We start from the raw sequence: 26588 nt of genomic DNA, 5'->3' as shown, positions 1-26588 counted from the left end.
CTGCCTCCGTTCATGCGGGGTGTTTCCCGGTGAACGGCAGCCGCCCGCGCTTGTTCCTCAGCCCAGCATGCGTGCGACCATTTCGCCGGTGTCCCGGCTCAGCCCCGGGCTCGCCGCGATCCGCTCCAGCGTGGCGCGCAGGCGCGCCTGCCGCTCGGGTCCGTAGCGCCGCCATGTTTCGAAGGCCGTGGACATGCGCGCGGCGGTCTGCGGGTTCACCGGGTCGAGCTTGAGCAGCCAGTCCGCGAAGAAGTCGTAGGCCGCGCCCGAGGGGTGGTGAAAGCCCGCCGCGTTGCCCGCGAGCGTACCGATGACCGAGCGGAAGCGGTTGGGCGTCTTCCAGGCGAACTGCGGGTGCTGCGTGAGCCGCTCGGCGACCTCGGTCGCCTGCTCCGGGCTCGCGCGCATGACCTGCAGCGCGAACCACTTGTCCATCACGAGCCGGTCGTGCTGCCAGCGTGCCTCGAAGGCGGCGAGCTCGTCCTTGCCGGCCCCGACCGAGAGCAGCGCGTTCAGCGCGCCGAGGCTCGCCGTCATGTTGTCGGCGCGGGCGAAGGTCTCCCGGGCCCGCGTGCCCTCGTCGCGCCGGGTGAGCAGGGTGAGGCAGGCGTTGTGCAGGCTCCGCCGTCCCGCGCCCGCGGCGTCGGGACGGAACGGTCCTGTGCCCGCCGTCGCCTCGAAGGCCCTCGTCAGCACGGGCTCCAGCGTTTCGGCCATGTGGTCCTGCATGGCCTCGACCGCGTGGCGGATCGCAAGCGGGTCGGGCGCCTCGCCCGCGTCGGCGAGGCTCTGGGCGAGGTCGTCCTCAGAGGGTAGCGACAGCAGGAGCGACTGCATGGCCGGGTCGAGCGTCTCGTCGGTGAGCGCGGCCTCCAGGCCTTCGAGCCAGGCCTGCGGGTCGGCGTCGCCCCCGGTCGCCATCGCCGTGAGCGCGGCGCGCGACAGGGCGCGGCCCGCCTCCCAGCGATTCACCGGGTCGGTGTCGTGGCGCAGCAGGAAGGCGCGCTCCTTCGGGCTCTGGTCGTGCTCCAGCATGACGGGCGCGGAGAAGTTCCGCAGGGCGGAGACGACGGGCCGCTCGGTTTTCAGCCCCGCCGCCTTGCAGAGCGCGCCGACGTCATAGCGCACGACCTCCTCGGGCTCGGTCATCTCCACGATCTGCGTGCGGAGGATTTCGGGGCCCGAAGGATGCAGCAGCCCCAGAGCCACCGGGATGAGCTGGGGCGCCTTTTCCTGCTGTCCGGGCGTGGGCGGCGTATGCTGGCGCAGGGTGAGCGTCAGGGTCTGGCCGTCCCAGTCCTCCGCCACCGAGAGACGCGGCGTGCCCGCCTGGGAGTACCAGCGCATAAACTGGGTGAGGTTGCGGCCCGTCGTGTCGCGGAAGGCGGCGAGCCAGTCCTCGATCGTCACCGCCTGGCCGTCGTGCCGCTCGAAATAGAGGTCGCAGGCCGCGCGCCAGGCGTTCTGGCCCACGAGGCGGTGCAGCATCCCCACGACCTCGGCGCCCTTCTCGTAGACGGTGATCGTGTAGAAGTTGTTGATCTCGATGAACTCTTCCGGACGGACCGGGTGGGCCAGGGGTCCGTTGTCCTCGCGGAACTGCCGCGAGCGGATCATCGCGGCGTCCTCGATCCGCTTGACCGGGGCCGAGCGCATGTCGCCGGTGAACTGCTGGTCGCGGTAGACCGTCAGCCCCTCCTTGAGACAGAGCTGGAACCAGTCGCGGCAGGTGACGCGGTTGCCGGTCCAGTTGTGGAAGTACTCGTGCGCGATCACCGCCTCGATCCGCTCGAAGTCGCGGTCGGTCGCGGTCTCGGGAGAGGCGAGGACGAGGGCAGAGTTGAAAATGTTCAAGCCCTTGTTCTCCATCGCGCCCGCGTTGAAGTCGTCGACCGCCACGATGTTGAAAACCGACAAGTCGTACTCGCGGCCGTACTCCCGTTCGTCCCAGGCCATCGAGGCCTTGAGGCTCTCGAGCGCCCAGCCGCAGCGGTCCTCGTCGCCCTCGCGCACCCAGACGGCGAGGTCGATTTCCCGACCCGAGCGGGTGGTGAAGCTGTCGCGCACCGCGCGCAGGTCCCCGGCGACCAGCGCGAAGAGGTAGGCGGGCTTGGGCCAGGGGTCGTGCCACTCGGCCCAGCCCTTGCCGGAAGCGACGGGGTCGCCGTTCGACAGCAGGACAGGCAGGTCGCTCTCGATCCGCACGCGGAAGGGTGCCATGACGTCGGGGCGGTCGGGGTAGAAGGTGATCCTGCGGAAGCCCTCGGCCTCGCACTGGGTGCAGAACATGCCGTTCGACATGTAGAGCCCCTCGAGGGCCGTGTTGTCCTCCGGCGCGATCTCGACCTCGGCCTCCCAGAGGAAGGGGCGGTCTGGCACCTCGCAGGTCAGTCCCTCGTCGGTGACCTCGGGGGTTACGGTGCGCCCGTCGATCGCCGCCGAGATCAGCCGAAGCCCTTCTCCGTGCAGGAAGAACCGCCCGCCCTCGCGCGGCCGGAAGGCGATCCGCGACAATACGCGCGTCCCCCGCGGCGAGAGCCGGAAGGTGAGGCTCACCTGCTCGACCTCCCAGCCGAAGGGCTTGTAATCGTTGAGATAAACTTTCCGCGAGATTGCCTCGTTCATGCGCGCTCCTGGGGGCTGCGAGGGGAACTGCCCATGGCGGGTGACGTTACCTGAACAACCGGCCGGTACAAGCGACCGGCAGTACTTGGAGGTTTCCAGTGTCTGCACCCGATACCGACGTCAAGGAACAGGAACACCGCCACCGTCCCTCTCTCTGGGGCATGGCCATCGCCGTCGCCTTTGCCGCGATCCTGCTCGTTCTTCTCACCTCCTGGATCTTCTTCCAGGGCAATGATCCCGACGAGGCGGAAGCCCAGGTCGACGGCCGCACCGGCGAGGTGGAACAGGTCGAGTAACCCGCTCGCAGCCCGGCCGCGGCGTTGCCCCTTGCCGAAGGGCATGGTCTAACCGGTTCGATCATTCACGCAATGGAGAGCCAGATGACCGATCGGGTGGACCGCGACGGGCTGCAGGTGGCGGCGGAACTCGCCACGTTCATCGAAGAGAGGGCGCTGCCCGGGACGGGCGTCGAGGCCGGGGACTTCTGGTCCGGCTTCTCAAAGCTCGTCCGTGACTTCGCCCCGCGCAACGCCGAGCTGCTCGAGAAGCGGGTCGATATCCAGGAACGCATCGACGCCTGGCACCAGGACCGTGCCGGCCAGCCCGAGGACCCGGAGGCCTACGAGAGCTTTCTGCGGGAGATCGGTTACCTGGTCGACGAGGGGCCGGACTTCGAGATCGACACGAGCGGCATCGACCCGGAGATCGCGACGATCGCCGGGCCGCAACTCGTCGTCCCCATTACCAACGCCCGCTTCGCCCTGAACGCCGCCAACGCCCGTTGGGGGTCGCTCTACGATGCGCTCTACGGCACCGACGCGCTGGGCGACCTGCCGCCGGCCGGAGGCTACGACGCGGAGCGGGGCCAGCGCGTGATCGACCGCGCCAAGAGCTTCCTCGACGAGGCCGTGCCGCTGCAGTCCGGCAGCCACAAGATGGCCGTCGGCTACGAGGTGACGGAGAACGGCGTCGAGGCGCTCATCCTCAACAACGAGGACTGGCGCGGGACCCAGACGACCCAGAGCGCCATCGGGTCGTCCGGCGAGTCGCCGCAGGTGCACCACCGGATGCCGCTGGCCAATCCCTCGCAGTTCGTGGGGCATTCCTCCGAGGTAGCCGAGCAGCAATTGCTCTTCCGCAACAACGGCTTGCTCATCGAAGTTCTCGTGGATCGAAAGACCGAGATCGGCAAGCACGACCCGGCGGGCGTGTCCGACATCTGGCTGGAGTCCGCGGTCTCGACGATCATGGACTGCGAGGACTCGGTCGCCTGTGTCGATGCCGAGGACAAGGTGCTTGCCTATTCCAACTGGCTGGGCCTGATGGACGGCACGCTTCAGGAGACATTCTCCAAGGGTGGCAAGGAGATCACCCGCAAACTTCATCCCGACAGCACCTATCAGACACCCGGCGGCGGCACGCTGACCGCGAAGGGCCGCTCGCTGATGCTGGTGCGCAACGTGGGTCACCTGATGACCAACCCGGCGATCCTGCTGCCGGACGGCTCGGAGATCCCCGAAGGGCTGATGGACGCCGCGATCACGGTCCTCATCGCGATGCACGACCTGAAGAAGAGCAGCGGCCTGCGAAACTCGGTCGAGGGCTCGGTCTACGTGGTGAAGCCCAAGATGCACGGCCCCGAAGAGGTGCGATTTGCCGTCGAGACCTTCGACCGGGTCGAGGATTTCCTCGGCCTGCCGCGCAACACCGTGAAGATCGGCATCATGGACGAGGAGCGCCGCACCTCGGCCAACCTCAAGGAGTGCATCCGCGCCGCGAAGAACCGGGTCGCCTTCATAAACACCGGCTTCCTCGACCGCACCGGCGACGAGATCCACACCTCGATGGAGGCGGGTCCGATGATCCCCAAGGGCGAGATGAAGGACAGCCGCTGGATCAAGGCCTACGAGGACCGCAACGTCGACATCGGTCTCGCCTGCGGGCTCAAGGGCCGGGCGCAGATCGGCAAGGGTATGTGGGCCATGCCCGACAAGATGGAAGCGATGCTCGAGGCCAAGATCGGCCACCCCAAGGCCGGCGCCAATTGCGCCTGGGTGCCGTCGCCGACCGCCGCGACCCTGCACGCCACGCACTACCACAAGGTGAAGGTCGCCGAGGTGCAGGACGAGATCGCGGCCCAGGGTCTGCGCGGCAGCCTGCGCGACCTGCTGACGATCCCGGTCGCAACCGGCCGCAACTTCTCCGACGAGGAGGTGCAGCGCGAGGTCGAGAACAACGCGCAGGGCATCCTCGGCTACGTCGTGCGCTGGGTCGACCAGGGGGTCGGCTGCTCCAAGGTGCCCGACATCACCGACACGGCCCTGATGGAGGATCGCGCGACCTGCCGGATCTCCTCGCAGGCGCTGGCCAACTGGCTGCACCACGAGGTCGTCGGCGAGGACCAGGTGATGAAGGCCATGCGCAAGATGGCCGAGGTCGTCGACCGCCAGAACGCCGAGACGCCGGGCTACGAGCCCATGGGTCCGGACTTCGACGGGGTGGCCTTCCAGGCCGCCTGCGATCTCGTCTTCCGCGGCCGGGTCCAGCCCTCGGGCTACACCGAGCCGGTGCTGCACGCCCGGCGGCTCGAAAAGAAGGCACAGTAAGGAGGGACGACGATGGCCGACATTTCACTGAACCGCGCGCGCACGATCATCCGCAAGGCGCTGGCCCACGGGCGGGAGAAGGGCTTCAAGCCGCTCTCCGTCGTGGTGCTGGACGCCGGCGGCAACATGAAGGCCTTCGAGCGCGAGGACGGCGCGAGCCCCGGGCGCTTCGCCGTGGCCCACGGCAAGGCCTACGGCGCGGTCATGCTAGGGATGCCCGGCTCGGCGCAGATGCAGCGGGCCGAGGACCAGGCCTACTTCATGGCCTGCGCCAACGGCGCCCTGGGCGGTCAGCTGATCCCGGTGCCCGGCGGCGTGCTCGTGCGGGACAAGCGCGGCGCGCTGGTGGCGGCCGTGGGCGTCACCGGTGACACCTCCGACAACGACGCCGCGGCGGCCGTCGCGGGGATCGAGGCGGTGAACCTCACCGCCGAGGCCTGAGGAACGGGCAGGGCGCCCGCCGAAGAGGCAGCGGCGCCCTCCCGTGCACCAGTGCAGTCCCGGGCCTGCGGTGACGGGGGTTTTCCTCGCTCCGCGCACCGCTTACCTTCGCGGGTGCAGAAGGAGAGCGCCCATGTCCCGGCCCGTGATCGGCATCGTCGGCAACTTTCACCTCATCAACGATGAATACCCCGCGCATGCGGCCGGCGAGATGAACAGCCGCGCCGTGGCCGAGGTGGCGGACTGCGTTCCCGTCATCCTGCCCACCGACCCGCGCTTCGCGACGGTGGAGGAGATCCTCGACACCTGCGACGGCATCCTGCTCACCGGCGGGCGGCCCAACGTGCACCCGGCGGAATACGGCGAGGACGCGACCGAGGCGCACGGTGCCTTCGACCGCGACCGTGACGCCGTGGCGCTCGGTCTGGTGCGGGCCTGCGCCGAGAGGGGTCAGCCCATGCTCGGCATCTGCCGCGGGTTCCAGGAGGTCAACGTCGCCATGGGCGGGTCTCTCTACCCCGAAATCCGCGACCTGCCGGGCCGGATGAACCACCGGATGCCGCCCGACGGTACGCTGGAAGAGAAGTTCGCCCTGCGCCACCGGGTGTCGCTGACCGAGGGCGGGCCGTTCCACCGGCTCTTCGGCGCGACCGAGGTCATGACCAACACCCTGCACGGACAGGGCATCAAGGAGCCGGGCGCGCGCATCATCGTCGACGGACGGGCCGACGACGGCACGGCGGAGGCCGTCTACATCGACGGCGCGCCGGGATTCATGATGGCGGTGCAGTGGCATCCGGAGTGGCGCGCGGGAGAGGATCCCGTGTCGCGCCCGCTGTTCCAGGCCTTCGGAGAGGCGGCCCGGGCCTGGGCCGGGCAGGGCGGCCAGCCGGCGCGGATGGCCGCGGCCGGCTGACCCCAGTCTCAAGACGTCAAATCTGGCCGATCTGGGCGTCGCCGGCGAGGATCGAATCCGGACCGTCGGGCGTGCCCACGTCGATCGCCGGATCGGCGCCGCCGAAGCTCGAGGCGGTGGAGCCGGGCCGCGAGGAGAGGAAGACGTTCACCGCGTCCAGAACCGTCGCCACCGGTGTTCCCTGGCAGAAATCGACGACGTAGGCCGCCACCTCGCGCGGTCCGTCCGGTCCGGGCGACGAGACGCCGGGGCTGTCGGCGGCGAAGTCGCGCCAGCGTTCCATGCCGTACTGGGTGGCCTCGTAGACCGGCCCGGTGGAGGCCGACTGCGTGACGGTCGTGCACTGGATGTTGCCGCGGTTGCCCGGCGGGGTGTAGCTCGGGTCGGGCGTGGAAAAGCCCTGGGCGATCGGGTCGAGCACCACGAGCTCGGCCGGCGGCTCGACCGGCCCGTTCCCGTTGGAGACGGGCAGGGGCGCCCCGCAGGCCGCGAGCCCGAGGGCGGCCGCTGCGAGCGCGGCTGTCGTGATCGTGGGTCTTGCTCTTGTCATCGTGCAGCGGCCGTTGTTGTGTCTGGTCATTCAGGAAGGTGCCCCATGAAACGTTCGAAGATCAATGAGATCATGGCCGAAGCCGACGAGATGATCCGCGGGCACGGCTTTGCTTTACCGCCCTTCGCCTACTGGAGTCCGGAAACCTTCGCCAGCCGTGCGTCCGAGGCGCGGCACGTCATCGACGCCCGATGTGGCTGGGATATCACCGACTACGGGGCCGGAAAGTTCGACGAGATGGGCCTGTTCCTCTTCACCCTGCGCAACGGACGGCTGGCCGACCTGACCGCCGGCCGGGGCATGTGCTATGCCGAGAAGCTCTTGATTTCGCGGCAGGATCAGCTTTCGCCCATGCATACGCACGTCGTGAAGGCCGAGGATATCATCAACCGCGGCGGCGCCGCGCTGGTGGTCGAGCTCTACGGCTCCGACGAGGCGGGGAATTTCGCCGACGACCGCGGCGGAAAAGTGCTCTGCGACGGAATTCTGCGGGACTATGCCCCCGGCGAGAAGCTGCGCTTCGCCCCCGGCGAGAGTGTGACCCTGATGCCAGGCGATTGGCACGCCTTCTGGGGCGAGGGCGGGGACGTGCTCATCGGGGAGGTCTCGACGGTGAACGACGACGAGACCGACAACGTGTTCCGCGATCCCATCGGCCGCTTCTCGGAGATCGAGGAGGACGCCGAGCCGACCCACCTGCTGGTGAGCGATTACGCGGCGCGGCTCGCGTGACCATCGGGCTCGTCTCCCTCGTGGTGGCCGACTACGACGAGGCCATCGACTTCTTCACCGGTCCGCTTGGCTTCACGCTGGAGGCGGACGAGCCCGCGGTAAGCTCGCGCGACCCTTCGCTGGCCAAGCGCTGGGTCGTGGTCCGGCCGCCGGGCGGCGGGGCAGGGCTGGTGCTGGCGAAGGCGGCGAGCGCGGCCGAACGGGCGCGCATCGGCGACCAGACGGGCGGCCGCGTGGGCTTCTTCCTCGAGACCGACGACTTCGACCGTGACCACGCCCGGATGAGCGCGGGCGGGGTGGTCTTCATGGAGGAGCCGCGGGACACGGCCTACGGCCGGGTGGCGGTCTTCCGCGACGTGGCCGGCAATCTCTGGGATCTCATCCAGCGGAGGTAGGGGAAGGCGCGTGGACGCGCCTTACTTCGCCCTGCAACGCGCGGGGAAGGGCTTTCGAAAGCCCTTTTCCTGGCCCGACCGTCAGGCGGCGATCAGCCGGGCCTCGTGCTTCTTCAGGCAGCGCCGGGCGGTGGCGCCGTAGCTCTCGGGATGGCTGCGCAGCTCGGGGAAAACGGCGAAGAGCTCTTCCCGTGCCGCGCCGCCGACCGAACCGAGACCGCTCGCGCCGGGGTGGAAGCTCTCCGTGAGCGCGCCCTCGGCGTAGATGATCTCGTGCCGGTCGAACATGAGGTGGACGTAGGTCACCCAGCCGCCGGGCTCCTGCCGCACCTTCGGCCGACCGGTCAGGTGCGTCGCCGAGACCAGCACCTCGCGCTCACCGAAGAGCAGCTCGGCCTCGCCCCCGCGGAACAGGAACCGGTGCTGCGGCGAAACCAGGAGATCGCGCTCCTGGCCGGTCAGTGCCCCGGCCTCGAGCCGGATCGGCGCGAGGCGGCCCGTGGCGGGGACGGACCGCGCCTCGTGCCAGCGGATCGGCTGCGGACCGTGGTCGCGGGTGACGACCTTGTCGCCCGGCCGCAGGTCCTCGACCGGACGCGGGCCCTTCACCGTCAGGATCAACGTCCCCGGCGTGAAGCAGATCACCGTCTCCATCTCGGAAAAGGTCAGGACGGAGCCGTCGTCCAGCGTCACCGAACCCGAATGCCCGCCGTTCTGGTCGTTCGTGTTGGTGTAGCGCAGGGTCGAGAGGTCGGCCAGCTTGCCGAGCTGGAGGGTGTCGCCCCGGGTCTCGCCGCCTTCGCCGCCCTTCAGGACGAGGGGTGCGCCGCCGCTCTCGAAGAGGTCGGTCAGGAGGAAGAGGTCGTCGCCGGTGCCGCCATCGGCCGTATCGCCCTGCGCGACGTGAAGGATGTCGTTCCCCGCGCCGCCCGAGAGGCTGTCGGCCCCGGTGCCGCCCGAGAGCGTGTCGTCGCCTTCGCCGCCGTGGATGGTGTCGGCGCCCGAGCCGCCCGAGACACTGTCGTTGCCGCCGCCCGCCTCGATCACGTCGTCGCCCGCGCCGCCGTCGATCACGTCGGCACCGCCCCGCTCCCCGGTCGTGTCGCCGACGAGCTGCACGCTGTCGATCTGGACGCCGTGGTTGTCGACCACGCCGATCTCGCGGAACTCCAGCCGGTCCGAGCCGTCGCCGGAGCCGCCGGTCACCCGGTAGCTGTAGTGCTGCATCCCGCCGGCCGCGGGATCCACGGTGTCGACCCGCTCGCCGCCCCAGTAGACCTCGATGGCATTGTTGTCGTGGCCGGAGAGGTCGCCCGCGTCGAAGGAGAGCGTGTAGGTCTCGCCCTCCACGACTCCCTCGACGTCCTGGAAGATGTGCAGGTTCGAGGGCGAGGCGCCCATGTCGAGAGTGTAGTCGCCGTCGGTGGCGTAGGTGCCGCCCTTGCCGTCGGAGTGGAGGTCGAACTCCACGTCGGGATCGGTCGAGGCCCAACCGGGGATGCTGCCGGTGGCGACGTAGCCGTAGCTGGTCTTGGTCGCGCCGGTGAGGTTCTCGAAGCTGCCGTTGCGGATCAGGTTACCGGCCGCGTCGCCGCCGTCGCCCTCGATCCGGTCGTTGCCATCGCCGCCGGCGAGGCTGTCGCCGCCCGAGCCGCCCTGCAGGCTGTCGTCGCCGGTGCCGCCGTCGAGCCGGTCGGCCCCCGCGCCGCCGAAGATCGTGTCGTGGCCGTCGTCTCCCGAGACGCTGTCGGCCCCGTCCTCTGCGTGGATGACGTCGTTGCCGAGCCCGCCGGTAACGGTATCGTCGCCCGCTCCGGCGAAGACGCTGTCGTCGCCCTCTCCCGCCGCGATGGTGTCGTCGCCGGGCTCGGCGGCCATGGTCTCGAAGTGGACATCGGTCAGCCAGATCCGCTGCCCGCCGTCGGCAAGGTTGTCGTAGTCGATCTCGATGCGCGAGACGGGTCCCGCGATCTCCACGAGGATCGAGCCGGTTTCGTCCGCGGCGGTGCCGGTCTCGGGGCCCGCGGTGACGGTCGCGCCCTCCACGGTGTCGGCGCCGTTGGGCGTGAGCACCACCTCCAACGGTTCTCCGTCCGGTCCGAAGGCCCGGACCGTCACCTGGTCCTGGTGGGCGCCGCTGTCGATGTCGTTGATGCGGAAGGAGACGTCGGAGACGGCATTGCCCATCTGCGACCCGGGCCCGGCCTGGAAGTCGATGGTCGTGGTCGAGGTGTCACCCCGCCCGGACCCACCGAGCACCAGCGCGCTGTCGGTGGCGAAGGGCTCGCCGGTGCCGACGTATTGCGGGTTGGTGGTGGAGACTCCGGCCTCGGTGCCCTGGCCGTCGTTGCGGAAGCTGACACTGACGGTCATCCCGCCGGTGTCCTGAACGGCACCGCCCGCGATGCTCTGGCCGTTGGAGCCGAAGTCGCTCCAGGAGAGGGATTCGGGCCCGCCCTGCGGCGTCAGGGAATCGTCGCCATAGATCACGTCGTTGCCGGCCCCGCCGTCGATCCGGTCGTTGCCGCCGCCGCCCTCGACGGTGTCCCAGCCGCCGTCCGCGTAGATGCTGTCGTCGCCCGCGCCGCCGTAGATCGTCTCCTGCCCGCCGTCGCCGGGCGCGGGGCCGCCGGTGATCACGTTGTCGCCGCCGTCACCGGAGAGGTCGGCGTCCTGTCCCCAGTCGCCCGAGATCGTGGTGGAATAGGCCATGCCGTCGGGCTCGGGCACGGTGTCGGTCGCGCCGGCGTAGAGCCAGTCGGGGTAGGTGCTCGAGGGCACGAAGTAGACATGCCCGTCCACGCCCTCGTGGTAGGTGCCGGTCTCTGTCTGGTTGTAAAGCTCGGTGCCGCCCTCGTAGCCCGACCAGGTCCAGGTGCCGGAGCCGATCGCCCCGGCGCTGTCGAAGGTGACGACCCCGCTCTGGATCGTATCGCCCGACTCGAGCACCGCGTTCTGCAGATCGACCCGGTATCCGCGTGCCATGCTGCCCCTCTTCGTCTTTTTTCGACCAGCGCCAGATGCCCGGCGCCCGTCCCCTGCGCGTCAATCTGGAACAGGAACGGGGCAGAACCGGGTTTGAAGAGGGCAAATCCTGCGGCGATGCTGGGACCGCGGCGGCGCGTCCCCGCCGCAGTCCCGCCGCAATGCGGCATGGGCGTCAGGTCACGGCGGCGCGGGCGCGGTACTCCGCGCGGTCCCAGAGCCGGGCCTCCATGACCTCGCCCATGACGGCGACGGCGCGGTCGATCTCTGCCTCGCCGAGGTAGAGCGGGGTGATGCCGAAGCGCATGATGTCGGGCGCGCGGAAGTCGCCGATCACGCCGCGGTCGATCAGCGCCTGCATGGCGGCGTAACCCTCCTCGAAGCGGAAGGAGACCTGGCTGCCACGCCGCGCCGGGTCGCGGGGCGAGGCGAGGGTCAGGGCGGGGCAGGCGGCCTCGACCCCGGCGATGAAGCGCTCGGAGAGCTCGATGGAGCGGGCGCGCAGGTCCTCCATCGTCACGCCCTCGAAGGCGTCGAGTGCCGTCTCCAGCGCGGCGAGCTGGATCATCGGCGGCGTACCCACCCGCATCCGCTCGATTCCCGCACCGGGGCGGTAGCCGGTCTCGAAGTCGAAGGGCGCGGCATGGCCCAGCCAGCCCGAGAGCGCGGGGCGGGCGGTCTCTGCGTGTTGCGGCGCGACGTAGATGAAGGCCGGGGCGCCGGGTCCGCCGTTGAGGAACTTGTAGGTGCAGCCCACGGCGAAATCCGCCGCGCCGGAGGTGACGTCCACGTCCACCGCCCCCGCGGAATGCGCGAGGTCCCAGATCGCCAGAGCGCCCTTGGCGTGGGCCTTGGCGGTGAGCGCGGGCATGTCGTGGCGGCGGCCCGTGCGGTAGTCGACCTCGGTCAGCATCAGGACCGCGACCTCCTCGTCGATGGCGTCCTCGACCTCCTCCGGCGCGACCAGCCGCAGCTCGTGGGCCCCGCCCAGCGTCCGGACCAGGCCCTCGGCCATGTAGAGATCCGAGGGAAAGTTGCCGCTGTCGCTGAGGATCACCCGCCGATCGGGCCGCATCTCCAACGCCGAGGCGAGGGCCTGGTAGACCTTCACCGAGAGCGTGTCGCCCATGACCACCGTGCCCTCCGGCGCGCCGATCAGCCGTCCGATGCGGTCGCCCACCCGGCGGGGCGCGGCCATCCAGCCCGCCTTGTTCCAGGCAGTGATGAGCATCTTCCCCCACTCTTCCGTCATCATCTCCGCGACCCGCGCGGCCGCGGCGCGGGGCAGGGGGCCGAGCGAATTGCCATCCAGGTAGATGACACCCTCGGGCAGGTCGAAGAGGGCGCGGGTGGCGGCGAAATCACTCATGGCGTGTCCTTTGTGCGGCGGTCGCGCGACCCATAAGCCCCAGGGCGGCGGCGTCAATCGGCCCGCCCTTGCGGCGCGGTCGCGCCCGGCTAGTCTGGCCGCGCCCGCCGGAGGAGCGCTCTTGATCCGACCCCTTGCCCTTTGCCTCGGCCTCGCCGCCTGCGCGCCCGCGCCGGAGCTGCCCGGAGAGGTCGCGCCCGACGCCGACCTGCGCGAGATCCGGCGCGACGAGGCGGGGCTCTGCTACGGCCGGACCACGACGCCCGCGGTGATCGAGACCGTGACCGAGCAGGTGCGCGAGACGCCCGCCGTCCTAGGCCCCGATGGGGAGGAGATCACTCCCGCCACCTTCCGGACCGTGACCCGCCAGCGGATCCTGCGCGAGCGCCGGGCGGCGGAGTTCGAGGCCATCTGCCCCGAGGACCTGACGCCGGAGCTGGTGGCCTCGCTCGGCCGGGCGCTCTCGGCGCGCGGGCTCTACGACGGCCCGCCGCCCGGGGCCTACGACGCCCGGCTCGCCGCGGCGGTGGAGCGGTTCCAGTCCGACGGCGGCGGGCCGCAGAGCTCGGTTCTGGCCCGGGCGAGCGCCGTGGAGCTGGGCCTCGTGGCGTTGCGGCCGGAGGAGTTGGAGCGGTTGTGAGGGATATTGGGGGACGGGGTTGCCGGGCTTAAGCCCGGCCTACAGGCGCCGGGCGATCCGGTGAACACCTTGGCGTAGGCCGGGCTTGAGCCCGGCAAACAACCGCTTAAGCCTGGCCTGCGGATGCCCGATGACCCGGTGAACACTTGGCCGTAGGCCGGGCTTGAGCCCGGCCATCCCTCCTTCTGTCTCACCCCTCGCGCCATTCCCCCGGTGCGAGCCCCTGGACCGACCACCTCCCGATCCGCCACCGCACGAGCCGGAGCGTGGGAAACCCCGCCGCCGCCGTCATCCGCCGCACCTGCCGGTTGCGGCCCTCGCGTAGGGCGATCTCCAACCAGCGGTCCGGCACGGTCTTGCGCACCCGGACGGGAGGGTCCCGGGGCCAGAGGTCGGGCGGGTCGATCCGGCGCGCCTCGGCGGGCCTGGTCGGGCCGTCCTTGAGTTCGATCCCCCGCCGCAGCGGTTCGAGCGCCTCGTCCGAGGGATCGCCCTCCACCTGCACGAGGTAGGTCTTGGCCATCCGGTGCTTCGGGTCGGCGATGCGGGCCTGCAGCTTGCCCTCGTCGGTCAGGAGAAGGAGCCCCTCGCTGTCCCGGTCGAGTCTCCCGGCCGGGTAGACGCCGGGCGGCAGGCCGAACCCCGACAGGGTGGGACGCTCCGTCGGGCTCCTGGCGTCGGTGAACTGGCAGAGCACGCCCATGGGCTTGTTGAAGAGGATCAGCATGTCCCCAAGAGACACGCCCGGCCGCCCGGTTCAAGCCGTGGAAGGCACGCCGCGGCAACGTTGACATGAATACTGATTCATGTTTCATAAAACCCGATTGCCAAGAGGGAGGAACCTGGCATGTCGACCATGACACGCGCGGCCGGCGCCGCGATCGCACTGGCGATCGGGGGCGGCGCGGCCCAAGCCGATATCACCATTGCCCACGTCTACGGCCAGACCGGCGCGCTCGAAGCCTATGCCGAGCAGAGCCACATCGGCCTGATGCTGGGCCTCGAGTACGCCACCGACGGCACGATGGAGATCGACGGAGAGCCGATTACCGTCATCGAGAAGGACACCCAGGCCGATCCCGCCACCGCGCGGGCCGTGCTGGCCGAGGCCTATGGCGACGACGGCGCGCAGATCGCCGTGGGGCCGGTGAGCTCGGGCGTCGCGCTGGCGATGCTGCCGGTGGCGCAGGAATACGAGCGTCCGCTCATCGTCGAGCCCGCGGTCGCCGACTCGATCACCGGCGAGGCCTGGAACCGCTACATCTTCCGCACGGGCCGGAACTCCAGCCAGGACGCCATCGCCAACGCCGTGGCGCTGGGCGGCGAGGACGTGAAGATCGCCACGCTCGCGCAGGACTACGCCTTCGGCCGCGACGGCGTCGCCGCCTTCCGCGAAGCGCTGGCCGACACGGGCGCCGAGATCGTGCACGAGGAATACGTGCCGACCGATACCACCGACTTCACCGCCGCGGCGGAGCGGATCTTCAACGCCATGGAAGGCGAGGAAGGCGACAAGAAGCTCTTCATCATCTGGGCCGGCGGCGGCAACCCGATGGGCAAGATCAACGCCATGGACCCCTCGCGCTACGGCGTCGAGATCGCCACGGGCGGCAACATCCTCGCGGCCCTGACGGCCTACAAGGAGCTGCCGGGCCTCGAGGGCGCGACCTACTACTACTACGAGATCCCGGACAACGAGGTGAACGACTGGCTCGTCGAACAGCACTTCGAGCGTCATGACGGGCCGCCGGACTTCTTCACGGCGGGCGGCATGGCCGCGGGCATCGCGGTGGTCGAGGCGATCCGGGCTGCCGGCGGTGCCGACGACGCCGAGGCGCTGATCGAGGCGATGGAAGGCATGGAGTGGGAGACCCCGAAGGGCACCATGCGGTTCCGCCCCGAGGATCACCAGGCGCTGCAGTCGATGTACCACTTCCGCACCGAGGTGCAGGAGGGCGTGGACTACGGCGTGCCGGTGCTCGTCCGTGAGCTGGGCATCGACGACATGGATATCCCGATCCGCAACTGATCCATCAGGGCGGGGCTCCGAGCGGGCCCCGCCCGACCCGCTCCTGCGGGGCGGCGTCCAAATTTGGACGCACAGTCAAGTCACTGAATTCAAACGTTTTCAACCTTGGACAGAGAGTCCGCGGGCCAGCCGATGACCGACCTTCTTCAGACCAGGGACCTGACGGTGCGCTTCGGCGGGCACGTCGCGGTCGACGCCGTCACCTGCGCCTTCAAGGCCGGCGAACTCACCGCCATCGTGGGGCCGAACGGCGCGGGCAAGACCACCTATTTCAACCTGATCTCGGGCCAGATCCCCGCGAGCTCCGGCACCGTCCAGCTGATGGGCGAGGAGATCGGCCGGCTCTCGCCCTCCGAGCGGTGCCGCCGCGGGCTGGGGCGGGCCTTCCAGCTGACGAACCTCTTTCCCGGCCTCTCGGTGCTGGAGAACGTGCGGCTCGCGATCCAGGCGCACCGGCCGGTCTCGGGCGCGCTCTTCTCCATGGCGTCGAGCCATTCGGCCCTGACCACCGAGGCCATGTCGGTGCTGGAGCGGGTCCGCCTCGACGGGGTGCGCGACCAGAAGGTCAGCGAGCTCAGCCACGGCAATCAGCGCAAGCTGGAGGTCGCCATGCTCATCGCGCTCGATCCCAAGGTCTACATGTTCGACGAGCCCACGGCGGGCATGAGCGCCGACGAGGCGCCGGTCGTGCTGGACCTGATCGCCGAGCTCAAGGCCGACACAGACCGCACGATCCTGCTGGTCGAGCACAAGATGGACGTCATCCGCACGCTCGCCGACCGGATCATCGTGCTGCACAACGGAGAGCTGGTCGCCGACGGCGATCCGGCGGAGGTCATCGCCTCGGACGTCGTGCAGGAGGCCTACATGGGCAAGGAGCTGACCGATGTCTGACCCGATCCTGCGGCTCGAGGGCATCCACACCGATATCGCCCAGTACCACATCCTGCACGGGGTGGACCTCGAGGTGCCGCGCGGCGCTGTGACGATGCTGCTGGGGCGCAACGGCGTGGGCAAGACCACGACCCTGCGCACGGTGATCGGCCACTGGCAGGCGCGCGCGGGGCGCATCCTCTTCGACGGCGCGGAGATCACCGGGGCGAAAACCCCCGACCGGGCGCGCATGGGGATCGGCTACGTGCCCGAGGACATGGGCATCTTCTCCGACCTCACGGTCGAGGAGAACATGACGCTGGCCGCCGCCACGGGCCCACTCGATCCCGCGCGGCGCGACCGGATCTTCGAGGCCTTCCCGCCGCTGCGCACCTTCTGGCGCTCGCCGGCGGGCACGCTCTCGGGCGGGCAGAAGCAGATGCTGACCATCGCCCGGGCCATGGCCGAGGAGCGCCGGCTCTACCTCATCGACGAGCCCACCAAGGGGCTCGCCCCCGCCATCGTCTCGACCATGGCAGGTGCGCTACGCGACCTGAAGCGGCAGGGGGCGTCGATCCTGCTTGTGGAGCAGAACTTCGCCGTGGCCAAGGCACTGGGCGACTACGCCGCCGTGATGGACGACGGCCGGATCGTCTGGGCCGGGGAGATGCAGGAGCTGGCAACGGATGCCGGGCTGCAGGAACGGCTCATGGGCCTGAGCATGGAGGCGCAGTGATGACCCCCGAAGTCATGTTGGCCCGGGACGCTTGCGTCCCGGGCAGCGCCCGCACCGCCCCCCCGGGGCGGGCGCACGGCGCCCACCCCGCGGCGCGGGCGCTGCCCTCCGTCGTGGCGGAGCATCAAACGCGAGAGGTATCCGAATGACCGACGCCCCCGCGCACCGCCCGACCATGGGCGACCTGCCGCTGGCGGACCGCATCGCCAGGGCGATGCCGGTGCTGCTGGTGCCGATTCTTCTGGTCCTGGGCTTCCTCGCCATCGGCAACCCGTCGAGCTGGCTGACGCTCACCGTCTCGGGGCTCGCCATGGGCATGATGATCTTCGTCATGGCTTCGGGGCTGACCCTCGTCTTCGGGCTGATGGACGTCATCAACTTCGGCCACGGGGCCTTCATCTCGGTCGGCGCCTTCGTCGGCGTGAGCGTGGTGCTGGGCCTTGCCGAATGGACGCAGGCGCCCTCGCTGCTGCTCAACCTCGGGGTCGTGCTGCTGGCGGTGCTGGCCGCCATGGCGGTGACCGGGCTTCTGGGCTGGGCCTTCGAGCGGGTCATCGTCAAGCCGGTCTACGGCGCGCACCTCAAGCAGATCCTCGTGACCGTCGGCGGGCTCATCGTCATCGAGCAGCTGATCCACGTCATCTGGGGACCGGACGAGATCTTCTTCGCCCGCCCCGAGATGCTCAAGGGCGCGATCACCTTCTGGGGTGCGGCACTCGAGAAATACCGGCTGCTCGCCGTCGCCGTGGGGCTCGTGCTCTTCGTCGCCATGCGGATGATCTTCCGCCGCACCAAGATCGGGCTGATCGTCCGCGCGGGCGTGGAGAACGGCGAGATGGTCGAGGCGCTGGGCTACCGCCTGCGGCTGGTCTTCATCGGCGTCTTCATCGCGGGCTCGGCGCTCGCCGGCCTCGGCGGCGTGATGTGGGGCCTCTACCAGGAGGTCATCACCGCCGGCATGGGCGAGGAGATGATGATCCTCGTCTTCATCGTGGTCATCATCGGCGGGCTCGGCTCGGTCGAGGGGGCTTTCATCGGCGCACTGCTGGTGGGGCTGCTGCAGAACTACATCGCCTTCCTCGAACCCAAGGTGGCGCTGATTTCCAACATCGGCCTGATGACCGCGATCCTGATGTGGCGGCCGCAGGGCATGATGCCCGTGGTCAAGGCGAAGTGAGGCTCCCATGCTGATGCGTCTGATCTCCGGCGACCGGCCGCGCTCCGCCATCCTGACGGTGGTGCTGCTGGCGATCTTCCTCGGGCTGCTGCTGGCGCCCTTCCTCTTCCCGGGCGTGCGCTCGCTCGAGACGGCGGCACGGATCTCGGTCTTCATCCTGCTCGCAGCGAGTTACGATCTGCTGCTGGGCTACACCGGGGTGGTGAGCTTCGCGCATACCATGTTCTTCGGCATGGGCGCCTATGGCGTGGGCCTCGCCTCGCAGCACATGGGGCGCGGCTTCGGATCGCTGATCGTGGGGTCCCTGGCGGGGGCTGCGCTGGCGGCGGCCTTCGCCTTCGTCATCGCGCTGTTCTCGCTGAGGGTGCGGGCGATCTTCTTCGCCATGATCACGCTCGCGGTGGCCTCGGCGGTGGCGGTGCTGGTGAGCCAGCTGTCGCAGATCACCGGCGGCGAGGACGGCTTCACCTTCCAGATCCCGCGCGCGCTCGGCCCGGCGAACCGGATGGGCGAGTTCATGGGCGTAAGTATCACCGGCAAGATCCTCAACTACTACGTGATCTTCTTCACTTCGCTGGCCTTCTTCCTGCTGCTCCTGCGGATCGTGAACTCGCCCTTCGGGCGGGTGCTGCAGGCGATCCGCGAGAACGACTTCCGCGCCGAGGCGATCGGCTACCGCGTGGTGCGCTACCGCACCATCGCGACCTGCATCTCGGCGGCGATGGCGGCCGTGGCGGGGAGCCTCTTCGCGCTCTGGCTGCGCTACGTGGGGCCGGAGACGACGCTCAGCTTCGAGATCATGCTCGACATCCTGCTGATGGTCGTGATCGGCGGCATGGGCACGATCTGGGGCGCGGCCATCGGGGCGACGCTCATGGTGCTGGCGCAGACCTACCTGCAGGACCTCATGGGCTCGGCGGCGGAGGCGACGTTGGCGGTGCCGATGCTCTCGCGCCTGCTCGACCCGGACCGGTGGCTGCTCTGGCTGGGCGTGCTTTTCATCCTCAGCGTCTACTTCTTCCCGGCGGGCATCGTCGGGCGGCTCCGGGCGGGGCGGTGACGGGGGCCGTGCCCCTGGACCGGCCCGTCATCCTGCTGCATGGCTGGACGATGCGCGGGGCGCTCTTCGGCGACCTCTGCGCCCGGCTGGGCGAAGGCGCGCGCGCGCCGGACCTTCCGGGGCACGGGGCGGACCGGTGCGGACCCGCCTCGCTGGAGGCGGCGGTCGACATGCTGGATGCCGAGGTCGCGCGGGCCGGGCCCGAGGCGCTGGTCGTCGGCTGGTCGATGGGTGCGGCAGTGGCCTGGGCCTGGCTCGGCCGAAGGGGCGGGACGGGGGCGGCCGGGCTCGTGACCGTCGACATGAGCCCCCGGCCGGTGAACTGCGAGGGCTGGGAGCTCGGCCTGCTGGGCCAGACTCCCGAGCGCCTGCGCCGCAACACCGAGGAAATCCATTCCGACTGGCCCGCCGCCGCCGAGAAGATCGCCACGACGATGTTCGCCGACAAGGCCGGGGCGCCCGGGTTCAGCCGGGCCGAGGCCCTGGCGCAGGTCCTGTCGAACGACCCCGGGCGCATGGCGGCCTACTGGGACGACATGATGGCCATGGACCTGCGCGAGGCCGCGCGGGACGTGCGCATCCCCTGGCGCGTCGCCCACGGCGCACGCAGCCGCGTCTATCCGGCCGGGACCGCGGAATGGCTGGCCGAGGGCGGCGCGGCGCGTGTCACGTTCGAGCAGTCGGGCCACTCGCCCCACCTGGAGGAGCCGGAGGCCTTTGCCGAGATGATCCGGTCGTTCGACGCCGAGCTATCCGGACGCTGAGCCGCCCATCGACGGGCCGCGGTGCGGCGACCCGCCCTCGGTTCAGAAGCGGTTAGTTCCAGCCACATTCGGAAGACATCTGAACGATGCACCAAGCCTCGTCGCATCGCCGTGCCGGGGCGCGGCCCGGCGATGGGCGGCGGTCTGCAGCCTTTGTTCCGCCCGGCAAGAGCTCAAACCAGCGTCACGGCCAGGAGCCAGAACCGATCCGAAAGTTGCGCTCAGGCGTGCCCGGTATCGGCGAATTTCACCAGGGACCGGCCCTCGGCCACCACCGTCCCGTCGGGCAGGCAGGCCTTCGACCAGAGGTCGACGATCGCCTTCTCCTCCCGGATCCGCGTGACCTCGACGGAAGCGGTCAGCGGGGTGTCGAGGGGCGCGGGCCGGTGAAAGGCGATCTCCTGCTTGAGGTAGTTCGTCCCCGGCCCGGGCAGCTTGACCCCCAGCAGATAGGAGAAAAGTGCGCCGATCAGCGGCTCGGGCACCGCGCCGTCGGACGGGCCGCCACCGAGCGCTGCGTAGGCCTCGAGGTCTCCTTGCGTGAAACTCCGTTCCAGCTCCGCACGCTCGCCGATCTCCATCACGCCACCTCCGCTTCGCCGAGAAAGACCTCGGCGTCGTCCGAAATACGCCAGGCCCGCATGGTCACCTTGCCGGGCAACTCGCCTTCGACCACCAGCTGCACGTCGATCCCGGCAAAGGCCGGGTTCGGGAACATCATCGATTGCGAGACCGCGCGGGCCCCCGGCCGGGCGGCGCGCACCATGCCCCAGAGCCGGGTGTAGATCAGCATCCCGTGGCTCACCGTCGCGCCGAAGGCGGTGCGGGCGGAGAACTCCGGGTCCACGTGGATCGGGTTGTCGTCGCCGGAGACGCGGGCGAAGGCGTCGAAGTCCTCCTGCGTCGGCGTCCAGGTCTCTCGCAGCTCGGTCATGCGATCCTCGCTCTCAGGTCGGGTTTGCGCACCTTGCCGGCGGCGGTGCGGGGAAAGTCCTCGACCACCTCGACGCGGGCCGGGATCTTGTAGGCCGCGAGCCGCGCGCGGCACCACTGTCGCAGCGGTTCGGGCTCAATGGTCTCGCCGGGGCGTGGGATGAGGAAGGCCGCGCCGGTCTCGCCCCATTTCTCGTCGGGGATGCCGATGACGGCGGCCTCCAGCACGGCGGGATGTTCCACCAGCACACGCTCGACCTCGGCCGGGTAGACGTTCTCTCCGCCCGAGATGTACATGTCCTTGATACGGTCGACGATCCGCACGAAGCCGTCCGCGTCGCGCTGTCCCACGTCGCCGCTCTTAAGCCAGCCGCCGGGGGCGAAGGCCTGCTCGGTGGCCTCGGGGTTGCCGTAATAGCCGGGCGTGATGTTCGGGCCGCGCAGCAGGATCTCGCCCTCGCCGGGCTCGCCGTCGGGGACCCCATCGAGGCGGCATTCGGTCAGCATCTGCGGCCGCCCGACGGAGCCGATCTTGGCCTCGGCGTGCCCCTCGTCCATGAGAAAGACCGTGGGTCCGGTTTCCGTCATGCCGAAGCCGTTCAGCACCCGCGCCCCGCGCTCGGCGAAGAAGCGGATCAGCGGCTCGGGCAGGGGCGCTCCGCCGCAGCCGCAGCGGACCGCGGTCCAGTCGATCCGCTCCACCTCGTCCGAGAGGCTGAAGGCCTGGTAGATCGCGGGCACCCCGAAGAACTGGGTGATGGCGCCGGTGCGCAGCAGCTCCAGCACCTCCGCCGCCTCGAATTTCGGCAACACGGTCGAGCTGCCGCCGGTGAGGAAGACGGGCAGGGTGTAGAGGTTGATCCCCGCCGTGTGGAAGACAGGCAGGAAGTTCACCGAGCGGTCGGCGGGGGTCAGGTGGATCGCCTGGCCGATGTTCACCGCGTTGGCCCAGGCCATGCGGGCGGTCTGGATCACGGCCTTGGGTCGCCCCGTCGTGCCGGAGGTGAAGAGCAGGTACCAGGGCCGGTCCGCCGGGATCATGCCGACGGAGCCCGCCGTGCCCTCCCGCCGCAGGTCGTCGTCATCGAGCGAAAGGGCGGGGATGCCGAGCTGCCTTGCGACCTCAGCGGCGGGCTCGGCGAAACCGGCGTCATGCAGGATGAGCCTGGGCGAGACGGGCTCCAGCGTCTCGGTCAGCTCGGCGGGCGGCTGGCGCCAGTTGAGCGGGCAGAGGATCAGGCCCGCCTTCTGGCAGGCCAGCAGCAGGACGAAGAAGGCGGTGCCGTTGAGGCAGATCGAGGCGAGGCGGTCGCCCTCGACGAGCCCCCGCTCGCGCAGGGCGGCGGCCATGCCGTTCGCGGCGGCGTCCACCTCGCGGAAGCTCCAGTCGCGGCCCGTGGCGGCGTCGCGGAAGGCGAGCGCGTGTCCGGAGAGCTCCGCGCGCTTGGCGGCCATGTCGGGGACGGCGTCAAACATGCTCGGGCTCCCCGAGGAACGCGCGCATCCGCGCGAGCGTGTCGGGCCGGTCGATCCGGTCGAGGAAGGCCTCGGTCTCGGCGGCGAGCCCGGCCTCGATGCGGGCAAGGGCGGGCGCGTTCCAGATCAGCCGTTTCGCGGCGGCGAGCGTCTCGGTCGAGCGATCCTCCAGCAGGGCGAGGGCCGCGGTCTCCGGCTCCGGGTCTACGAGGGCGCAGAGGCCCATCGCGCGCAGGTCCTCCGCCCCGTGCCGGCTGTCGGATGCGATCCAGGAGAGCGTCGCGCCGCGCCCGATCCGCTCGGGCAGGAGCGCCGTCCAGCCGCCGTCGGGCGCGAAGCCCATGCGCGCGTAGTAGGGCTGCACGAAGCTCGCCGGCGCCAGCACCGCGGTATCGGCGGCAAAGAGCAGACCGGCACCGCCGCCGGTCACGGCCCCCCGTGCCGCCGTCACGACCGGGGCGGGCAGGGCGAGCAGCCGGAGCACCACCTCCTGCAGGACGGGCACCACCCGCAGCGCGTAGTCCCGTGCCTCCCCGGCCTCCGCCGCCGCGAGAAAGCGCGCGACGTCTCCGCCGGAGCAGAAGTTGCGCTCCCCGGTCAGCAGCAGGGCCTCCGGGGGCGCGGCCTCCACCTCGTCCAGCGCCCGGCTCAGATCGTCCAGCAGCTCCGGCGTCAGGGCGTTGGCGCGAGGGCTTTCCAGCCGCAGCCGCAAGGCGCCGCCCGCCTTCTCCAGCCGCACGGTCATGGCGAGAGCCCGTCGCGGATCATGTCGAAGGCCGCATCGGCGATGGCGTCCAGATCGTCGCGCTCCTCCCAGAGCACGAAGCGGTCGCCCAGGTTCTTGGCGATGCCCATCAGCGCCCAGGCCCGCACCTCGGCGTCGCCGGGACGGATCTCGCCGGACTGTTCGGCGCGCAGCAGCTGGTCGCGATAGGCCTGGGCGAAGCGCGAGAAGTAGTCGCGGTAGGCCTCCGGGTCGACGAAGCGCGCCTGCTCGACGATCCGGTAGAGCGATGGCCGCTCGGCCACGAAGCGCAGGAAGGCCAGCAGCCCGCGACGCTCGGCTTCCAGCCGGTCGGGGGCCCCCGTGACGGCATCGGTCATCACCCGGCGGGTGAGCGTGCCCATCTCGACCACCAGCTCGCGGAAGACCTGCTCCTTCGAAGCGAAGTAGATGTAGAAGGTCCCCAGCGCAGTCTCCGCGTCGCGGGTGATCTCGGCGATCGAGGCGGAGGCGAAGCCCTTCTCGCCGATCACCTTCTCGGCGGATCGGAGAAGCGTCTTGCGCCGCGCGGTGCCACGGTTGGTTTTCGGAGCCGTTCCCATGAAACATGAATACTGATTCAGGTTTCATGAGGCAAGGGATCAGCGTGGTCCCGCGCTGTTAATCGCACCTTAACCCCGGTCTGCCAGAGAGGCGAGCGCGGGTCCCCGTCCGGCCCGCTTGCTTGCGGAGGGTCTGCCATTCCGTCCTGCCCGTCGTCTTTCGATGTCGCCCCGGGGGCTGTCTACCAGCTCGGCCTGATCCTTCCGTCCACGGAGGAAGGACCGGAGGCCCTGCCGGTAAGCCTGCGTTTCCTCGATGCCGATCGCGGCGAGGTCGGGCGGGAGACCGTTACGGCGCTGGCCTTGCCCCTTGCCGCGCGGGAGGGGCGGTCATGGCAGGCTGGCCCGCCCCCGCTCTTCCTCCATGCGCCGTCCGGGGCCCTGTCGCTCGATCTGGACGCCCCTGGGGGCCCGCCGGAGGTTGTCCGCCTCACACGCCTGCGCATCAACTGGATCGCCGAGCTGCGCCGGTTGAGGACCGCCCTCGCGCGGATCTGGATCTTGCGGGAGAGGATCCTGGAGGAGGAGTTCGGCACGGGTCTGGAGGCCGTCGGCCCGCTGCGGGACCAGCTCAACGAGCGGGTCGATCACCTGGCCGGGCTCTTCGGGCGGGCTCCCGACCACTGGGCGCGACACTTGCAGGCCGCACGAACGGCAGCGCTCGACCCGGCAGCGGACCCGCCCGAGGTGCCGTCACAGGCCGGCCTCACGGCCTTCATCGGTAGCTGGACAGGATACGCCCGGCTCGCTGCGGAGTGGCCGGTCGTCTGGCTGCGGGAGGACAGCTATGCCCCCGGCCTCCGCCGACTCGCCGTGGATCGCGTCGTGATCGAGACCGCCCCGGCCAGTGCCCCCGGAGACTGGCGCGGGACCTTCATGAGCCTTGGGCGCGGTCTCGGCCCTGCCGCCTGCGATCTGGTGACGACCCTGCGCGGGCTCGGCCTGCACCTGGTCCTCTGGGCGACGGCCCCGCTGGAGGACGACGGTCCCTGGTCGGCCCTCGCGCAGGTGGCGGACGAGGTCTGGGACGACGGTGCCCCTGCCGCGCCGAGGCCTGTCGACCTGGCCCGCGCGGCCGCGTCCGCCACCCAGCCCTGGGCACGCGATACCATGCTCGTCGCCTTCGCGGAGGACATACTCTCGGAGCCCCTGCTTCCCGCGATCCTCGGCCAGCCGCACTCATATTCGACGATGATCATCGGACGGGACCCGGACCTGCCCCTCGAAGACCTCGCGCGCCGCCTCGCGCCGCGCGCGCCCCATATCGCGCTGGGGCCGGGTGAGGCCGACCTGACGGAGCTGCTCGCCGCCTCAGTCCTGACCCTGGTCCCCGGCGAGAGCCGGCTCGGGCCGGGAGAGGTCCGGACGCTCTGCCTCCGGGCCATCGCCGCGGGCTCCGTCCCGGTGATCGCCGGAACCGCCCCGGAGCCCCTCCCGGGGGTCGGGCTCGACGCCGTCTGGTCCTGGGCCGACCTTCAGCGGCTGCAGGGCCTCTACCGGGACCCGGCGGCCCGAGCGGCCCGGCTCGGCCAACTCGCGGAGGCCGTGGCGCGGGTGCAGGCGCCGGCGCCGCCGACGCTCCTCGCCGCCCCCCGGACGCTCGTGGACCTGGAGGAAAGCCTCGCGCGGTTCCGCGAGGCAAAAGAGGGCGAGCTTCGGTTGCTCTGGTCCGGGCCCGCGCCGCCCGTCCGGCTGGAGACAGGGGAGAGACTTCATCGCGTTGCAGGGGCTGGTCTCGGGGCGGCCCTTCCCATGATGATCCGCGATGTGAGCGGCCCGTGGTGCGCCTTTCCCGGCCGCCTTCCGCCAGAGCCGACCGCCCTTGCCCGCATCGCCTGCGCCGCGGCCGGACAGGACGCCGCGCCGGTGCCCTTCGCCCAGCCCGACGAGGCGGGAGCGCCGCAAATTCTCGCCTGGGCGGGCCGCGGCCCTTGCGGGCCAGAGGACGAGCCTGCGCTCGCGGCCACGCTGCGACCGGGCGGCGACGCCTGTGCGATGCTGCGCCCCCCGGTCCCGCCGCTCGCGGAAGCTGCGCCATGATCCTGCAGCGCGGGGGCACCGTCGGCGTGATGGCGACCTTCCCCGGCCGCTTCTCCTTCGTGGCGGAGGTCGCCGCCTCGATCGCGCCTCAGCTCGACCGGCTGGTGATCTACGTCAACGAGACCCTCGACGGGTTTCCCGATCTCGGGCACCTGCCCAATGTCACCGTGCTCGACGGGCGCGACCACGCGGGGGACCTCTCCGCCAACGCCAAGGTCTACCCGCTCGATCTTTTCGAGGAGTGCCAGGTCTTCGTCCTCGACGACGATTTCATCTTCCCATCCGACTACGTGGCCCGGTACCGGGCGATCCTCGACCTGTTCGACGGGGGGTGCTGCGTGACGACCCACGGCTCCACCTTCCTGCCGGCGGTCGACTGGTACTACAACCGGGCCGAGGTCTTCGTCAGCATCCGGGGCTGCCCGCGCGTCCAGCTCGCCTGCCTCGCCGGGAGCGGGACCTTCGCCTTCGACCAGCGAAGACTTCCGTGCCGGGCGGCGGATTTCCCGGACGAGGTCATGGTCGACCTGCAGTTCAGCCTCATGGCGCGCCGCGCCGGCCTCCCGATCTGGGTGATCGACCGGCCCGAGGGCTGGCTCGAGAATATCAAGACGCCGGGGCTCTGGGAGCGGTTCAGCACCGGCAACATTACGCATCACACCCGCGTCGCGCGGGAGGTGGATTGGTCCTTCGAGCCCTTTCGACGGATTGCAGCCGAGGCGCTCGATCGCCTGCCCGACGGGATACCGGCCCGCGCCTTCCGCGCCAGGCTCGATCCCGATTTGCAAGAGTCGCTCGTCTCGGGCCGCGTGCCGCTGTCCTGGACACAAGGAACGCCCTCGTTCCGCTTCGAGCGCGATCACCTCGAGATTCTGGCGCAGGGCGGATGACCGGACCCGGGCCGCGGAAGCCGAC

At 70.3% G+C, this 26588-nt stretch carries 25 protein-coding genes; 15 read left to right on the top strand and 10 right to left on the bottom strand.

Annotated features, from left to right (window positions below):
• Nucleotides 1–57 precede the first annotated feature (57 nt).
• A complete protein-coding gene (pepN, locus tag F3S47_RS10275) occupies nt 58–2625 on the bottom strand; it encodes an aminopeptidase N (protein ID WP_150445184.1) in 2568 nt (855 codons plus the stop codon).
• 98 nt (nt 2626–2723) lie between these two features.
• On the opposite strand from pepN, the gene F3S47_RS10270 reads away from it, so the two are divergent.
• The 4 genes from F3S47_RS10270 (at nt 2724) to F3S47_RS10255 (ending at nt 6588) form a co-directional block, all read left to right on the top strand.
• A complete protein-coding gene (locus F3S47_RS10270; RefSeq protein ID WP_150445183.1) occupies nt 2724–2921 on the top strand; it encodes a hypothetical protein in 198 nt (65 codons plus the stop codon).
• 84 nt (nt 2922–3005) lie between these two features.
• The gene (locus F3S47_RS10265; RefSeq protein ID WP_150445182.1) at nt 3006–5231 is read left to right on the top strand and encodes a malate synthase G; all 2226 of its coding nucleotides are present in this window, start codon (nt 3006–3008) and stop codon (nt 5229–5231) included.
• A 12-nt stretch (nt 5232–5243) separates the two neighbouring features.
• Nucleotides 5244–5672: a GlcG/HbpS family heme-binding protein gene (locus F3S47_RS10260; protein ID WP_150445181.1), complete on the top strand. Its 429-nt coding sequence runs from the start codon at nt 5244–5246 to the stop codon at nt 5670–5672.
• A 133-nt stretch (nt 5673–5805) separates the two neighbouring features.
• Nucleotides 5806–6588, top strand: coding sequence for a gamma-glutamyl-gamma-aminobutyrate hydrolase family protein (locus F3S47_RS10255; protein WP_150445180.1), 783 nt, complete (start codon nt 5806–5808; stop codon nt 6586–6588).
• Nucleotides 6589–6604: 16 nt separating this feature from the next.
• Here F3S47_RS10255 and F3S47_RS10250 read toward each other — a convergent pair whose 3' ends face one another.
• Nucleotides 6605–7138 (bottom strand): hypothetical protein, encoded by a 534-nt coding sequence (locus F3S47_RS10250; RefSeq protein WP_150445179.1) that lies wholly within the window; start codon nt 7136–7138, stop codon nt 6605–6607.
• A 45-nt stretch (nt 7139–7183) separates the two neighbouring features.
• Between F3S47_RS10250 and F3S47_RS10245 the strand changes: the two genes are divergently transcribed.
• Both F3S47_RS10245 and F3S47_RS10240 read left to right on the top strand, forming a co-directional pair.
• Nucleotides 7184–7870: a D-lyxose/D-mannose family sugar isomerase gene (locus F3S47_RS10245; RefSeq protein WP_150445178.1), complete on the top strand. Its 687-nt coding sequence runs from the start codon at nt 7184–7186 to the stop codon at nt 7868–7870.
• A complete protein-coding gene (locus F3S47_RS10240) occupies nt 7867–8265 on the top strand; it encodes a VOC family protein (protein ID WP_150445177.1) in 399 nt (132 codons plus the stop codon). Before F3S47_RS10245 ends, F3S47_RS10240 begins: the two co-directional genes overlap by 4 nt.
• A gap of 81 nt (nt 8266–8346) precedes the next feature.
• Here the strand turns inward: F3S47_RS10240 and F3S47_RS10235 are convergent, their stop codons facing one another.
• Nucleotides 8347–11250 carry a Hint domain-containing protein gene (locus F3S47_RS10235; protein WP_150445176.1) on the bottom strand — a complete coding sequence of 968 codons (2904 nt, stop codon included), beginning with the start codon at nt 11248–11250 and terminating at the stop codon, nt 8347–8349.
• Between the two features lie 175 nt (nt 11251–11425).
• Complete coding sequence (gene kynU, locus F3S47_RS10230; protein ID WP_150445175.1) at nt 11426–12619, bottom strand: kynureninase; 1194 nt, start codon at nt 12617–12619, stop codon at nt 11426–11428.
• Nucleotides 12620–12740: 121 nt separating this feature from the next.
• Here kynU and F3S47_RS10225 point away from each other — a divergent pair, with 121 nt between their 5' ends.
• Nucleotides 12741–13259: a peptidoglycan-binding domain-containing protein gene (locus tag F3S47_RS10225; protein ID WP_223877786.1), complete on the top strand. Its 519-nt coding sequence runs from the start codon at nt 12741–12743 to the stop codon at nt 13257–13259.
• Nucleotides 13260–13449: 190 nt separating this feature from the next.
• Here the strand turns inward: F3S47_RS10225 and F3S47_RS10220 are convergent, their stop codons facing one another.
• Entirely contained in the window at nt 13450–13986 is a 537-nt protein-coding gene (locus F3S47_RS10220; protein WP_150445628.1) for a pseudouridine synthase, read from the bottom strand.
• A 120-nt stretch (nt 13987–14106) separates the two neighbouring features.
• On the opposite strand from F3S47_RS10220, the gene F3S47_RS10215 reads away from it, so the two are divergent.
• The 6 genes from F3S47_RS10215 to F3S47_RS10190 all read left to right on the top strand — a co-directional run bounded on the left by F3S47_RS10215 (nt 14107) and on the right by F3S47_RS10190 (nt 19898).
• Nucleotides 14107–15288 (top strand): substrate-binding domain-containing protein, encoded by a 1182-nt coding sequence (locus F3S47_RS10215; protein WP_150445173.1) that lies wholly within the window; start codon nt 14107–14109, stop codon nt 15286–15288.
• A 132-nt stretch (nt 15289–15420) separates the two neighbouring features.
• On the top strand, nt 15421–16182 hold the full coding sequence (locus tag F3S47_RS10210; protein ID WP_150445172.1) for an ABC transporter ATP-binding protein: 762 nt from the start codon (nt 15421–15423) through the stop codon (nt 16180–16182).
• On the top strand, nt 16175–16897 hold the full coding sequence (locus F3S47_RS10205; protein ID WP_150445171.1) for an ABC transporter ATP-binding protein: 723 nt from the start codon (nt 16175–16177) through the stop codon (nt 16895–16897). The genes F3S47_RS10210 and F3S47_RS10205 overlap by 8 nt, the downstream gene beginning before the upstream one ends.
• A gap of 145 nt (nt 16898–17042) precedes the next feature.
• Nucleotides 17043–18074 carry a branched-chain amino acid ABC transporter permease gene (locus F3S47_RS10200; protein WP_150445170.1) on the top strand — a complete coding sequence of 344 codons (1032 nt, stop codon included), beginning with the start codon at nt 17043–17045 and terminating at the stop codon, nt 18072–18074.
• Nucleotides 18075–18081: 7 nt separating this feature from the next.
• A complete protein-coding gene (locus F3S47_RS10195) occupies nt 18082–19134 on the top strand; it encodes a branched-chain amino acid ABC transporter permease (RefSeq protein WP_150445169.1) in 1053 nt (350 codons plus the stop codon).
• An 8-nt stretch (nt 19135–19142) separates the two neighbouring features.
• Nucleotides 19143–19898 carry an alpha/beta fold hydrolase gene (locus F3S47_RS10190; RefSeq protein ID WP_150445168.1) on the top strand — a complete coding sequence of 252 codons (756 nt, stop codon included), beginning with the start codon at nt 19143–19145 and terminating at the stop codon, nt 19896–19898.
• 221 nt (nt 19899–20119) lie between these two features.
• Here F3S47_RS10190 and F3S47_RS10185 read toward each other — a convergent pair whose 3' ends face one another.
• Genes F3S47_RS10185 through F3S47_RS10165 form a run of 5 tightly spaced genes read right to left on the bottom strand, consistent with a single transcriptional unit; the run spans nt 20120 to nt 23633 of the window.
• A complete protein-coding gene (locus tag F3S47_RS10185) occupies nt 20120–20479 on the bottom strand; it encodes a hotdog family protein (protein WP_150445167.1) in 360 nt (119 codons plus the stop codon).
• Nucleotides 20479–20832: a MaoC/PaaZ C-terminal domain-containing protein gene (locus F3S47_RS10180; RefSeq protein WP_150445166.1), complete on the bottom strand. Its 354-nt coding sequence runs from the start codon at nt 20830–20832 to the stop codon at nt 20479–20481. Before F3S47_RS10180 ends, F3S47_RS10185 begins: the two co-directional genes overlap by 1 nt.
• A complete protein-coding gene (locus F3S47_RS10175; protein ID WP_150445165.1) occupies nt 20829–22307 on the bottom strand; it encodes an AMP-binding protein in 1479 nt (492 codons plus the stop codon). Before F3S47_RS10175 ends, F3S47_RS10180 begins: the two co-directional genes overlap by 4 nt.
• Nucleotides 22300–23052 (bottom strand): enoyl-CoA hydratase/isomerase family protein, encoded by a 753-nt coding sequence (locus tag F3S47_RS10170; RefSeq protein ID WP_150445164.1) that lies wholly within the window; start codon nt 23050–23052, stop codon nt 22300–22302. The genes F3S47_RS10175 and F3S47_RS10170 overlap by 8 nt, the downstream gene beginning before the upstream one ends.
• Entirely contained in the window at nt 23049–23633 is a 585-nt protein-coding gene (locus F3S47_RS10165; RefSeq protein ID WP_150445163.1) for a TetR/AcrR family transcriptional regulator, read from the bottom strand. Before F3S47_RS10165 ends, F3S47_RS10170 begins: the two co-directional genes overlap by 4 nt.
• A 303-nt stretch (nt 23634–23936) precedes the next feature.
• Between F3S47_RS10165 and F3S47_RS10160 the strand changes: the two genes are divergently transcribed.
• Both F3S47_RS10160 and F3S47_RS10155 read left to right on the top strand, forming a co-directional pair.
• Nucleotides 23937–25673: a hypothetical protein gene (locus F3S47_RS10160; protein WP_150445162.1), complete on the top strand. Its 1737-nt coding sequence runs from the start codon at nt 23937–23939 to the stop codon at nt 25671–25673.
• Nucleotides 25670–26563, top strand: a complete 894-nt coding sequence (locus tag F3S47_RS10155; protein ID WP_150445161.1) for a hypothetical protein — start codon at nt 25670–25672, stop codon at nt 26561–26563. Before F3S47_RS10160 ends, F3S47_RS10155 begins: the two co-directional genes overlap by 4 nt.
• Nucleotides 26564–26588: the final 25 nt, after the last annotated feature.

This window comes from Histidinibacterium aquaticum, assembly GCF_008710275.1.
GTDB lineage: Bacteria > Pseudomonadota > Alphaproteobacteria > Rhodobacterales > Rhodobacteraceae > Oceanicola > Oceanicola aquaticus.
The sequence above is the reverse complement of the archived record's forward strand: the minus strand, read 5'-3'. Positions and strand labels throughout refer to the sequence as shown.